2 protein-coding genes are annotated in these 2,343 nt (G+C 62.0%); one reads left to right on the top strand and one right to left on the bottom strand.

All coding sequences use genetic code 11. From position 1 onward, the window contains the following. The coding region (locus tag KA184_22215; protein ID MBP8132305.1) for an alginate lyase family protein at window positions 1-1,121 on the bottom strand (1,121 nt) is incomplete at its 3' end. A gap of 99 nt (window positions 1,122-1,220) precedes the next feature. On the opposite strand from KA184_22215, the gene KA184_22210 reads away from it, so the two are divergent. After that, on the top strand, window positions 1,221-2,174 hold the full coding sequence (locus KA184_22210) for a radical SAM protein (protein MBP8132304.1): 954 nt from the start codon (window positions 1,221-1,223) through the stop codon (window positions 2,172-2,174). Window positions 2,175-2,343 lie beyond the last annotated feature (169 nt).

The raw sequence follows: 2,343 nt of genomic DNA, 5'->3' as shown, positions 1-2,343 counted from the left end.
GGCCCCGCCAGTGAGGCGAAGCGAGGCTCGCGGTAGCGCCGGAACGCGACCTCGTAGAACCAGCGGTCGTCGCTGAGGGCAAGGCGGTCGCTGTCCTGCAACGGGGCGAACGTACGGTCCGGCAGCAGAGAGCGCGGCGGCGCGTCGAACATGGCGCGTACCTTCGGCAGGCCGTAACAGGCAGTTCCGGACCGTTCGGCTCCTTCGAAGAGATAGACATAGGCATTGAGGGCGTACCAGTGATAGATGGGCGCGAGTTCGTACCACAGGCCGCTGGGCATCAGTGAGTGTTCGAGTTGGAAGAGCAGCCCGGATTGCCCATTGAGCGCCCGGTCGACAAGGCGTTTCTCATTGAGCAGATAGCCCGTCACCCCGATGGCGGCGTTGTGCCATGCTTGCCAATTGGATTCGCCCATGTCTCGTGCCAGCACGACCCTGACCATGGGGTGGATCAGGCGTTTCCTGATACGCTCATGGTCCCAAGGTGAGAAACAGGGCGCATCGTAGACCAGGTCATAGCCGGCAGCGATGTGACAGAGTATGACGGCCTCGTCAAGGGTTTGCGCGAACAGACGCGCGCCCCGGCGGCTCCAGTGGCCGTCTTTGGTGTGTTTCCTCAGACTGGCGTAGAAGGAAGCGTACTCTAGCAGAATGGCGCGAACCCGGCCCGCGTATTCGGGGCGTGGCTCGAGCGCGTAGGCCATGCCGAGCGTTTGCACGCCACGCAGCCAGAAACCGTGCCGTTGCGCGGCATAGACTTCGTCATAGGGACTTCCGGTGTATACGCTGCCGGTCAGCGGGTCCACGTGCTGGGTCGGCGATTGGGCCGTCAGGCGGTTGCCCGCTTCCCCAACGTACCAATGGGACCACTGACCCTCGCGACGGGGAATGTCCAGCGGCGCGGCGGCCAGGGTATCGGCTTCGGCCAGCAGCAGGCCGCGGACGCGCGCGGCCCAGGGGTCGCGGTTCACGCGCGCGCGCAAGGCGTCCCGCTCAACCGGGGTCAAGAGGATGCGCGGCCGCTGGGCGGACAGGGTTACTGGCAACGCGCGCGGAAGCGCGCAATCCTCCGGCGAGGCCAGAAGGAACAGACATGAACACAGTAAACAGGCCGTCGTCATTGTGCTCTTGTCCAGATTGTGGCATAGTCGGGGCCACAGTAAATGGCGTGGCCGCGAACTGTCCGTATCTTGGACATGATACTGGAAGGAGACGTCAAGGTGGAACGAGCGAAAGCCGGGGGGCAGCCGCGCGTGCAGATACAGACGCAGGCGGGCTGCAACGGACGGTGCATATTCTGTCCCAACGAGGCCGTTCTGGAATCGGGCCTCGAGCATGGACGGATGCCGTTCGACCTGTTTCGGAAAATCATCGATGAACTCGCGGAAACACAGCCCCGGCGCATCATGCTATACCTGCAGAACGAACCGCTCAATGACAGACGGCTGCCGGAGTTTGTGCGGTACGTTTCGGCACGTATACCGGACACAGTGACGCTGGTCACGACGAACGGGACAGGCCTGAGCGAGGAGATGGGCGAGCAACTCATCGACGCCGGACTCAAACGCGTGAAAGTAAGCCTGCAATCGCTGGACAATGCGACCAACCGCGAGATCATGGGCTACGACGCGCGAAAAGTAATCGATAACGTGCTCGCGTTCCGGAGACTGCTGCGAGCCAGGCGGTCTAACCTCGACCTGCGGGTCTCGATGATTGTTACGGGCAAGAATGAACGTGAAATTGACAAGGCACGGCGTTTCTGGCGGCGTCACAGCGTGCGGCTGGTCACGTCTGTCCTGGAGAACCGGGGTGGCAACATCAAGAACGCGCTCGATATCAACGCGGGGCGTCCCATGAAACCGATGAGCCGCTGTATCCGTCCATCGCGCGAAATGTGCGTTCTATATAATGGTCACGTAGTGCTTTGCTGTGTCGATTGGTTCCGTACGGTCATTGCGGGCGACCTGAGCATCCAATCGGTCCGGGACGTGTGGAACGGCCCCGCCTACGGCCGCATCCGTGAGGGCTTCGACGAAGATGATGCCTCCCAATTGCCGGAGATCTGCCGCAACTGCGCCGAGAGCGCCACACCGAACGCCCACCGCCGCGGGTTCAAGACCGTTTGGAGCCGGTTCTTCGGGAATCAGGCACCAACACACGCGCGCCCGAGGTGAGGGCAACCAGGACCACCGATGAAGATGACCTGATGATAGCTGTGCTCATCGGCGGGTCACATATGGCAAGCCCTCAGGCACGAAACCGGGAGGGATTTGAGGCCGGTCCAATCAGGTGCGGGAGTGTTTTGCCCGAGAATCCGAAAGGCTCTGTCATGAAGCGAATCTG

Source organism: Candidatus Hydrogenedentota bacterium, from assembly GCA_018005585.1.
In the GTDB taxonomy this organism is placed as follows: domain Bacteria; phylum Hydrogenedentota; class Hydrogenedentia; order Hydrogenedentales; family JAGMZX01; genus JAGMZX01.
The sequence above is the reverse complement of the archived record's forward strand: the minus strand, read 5'-3'. Positions and strand labels throughout refer to the sequence as shown.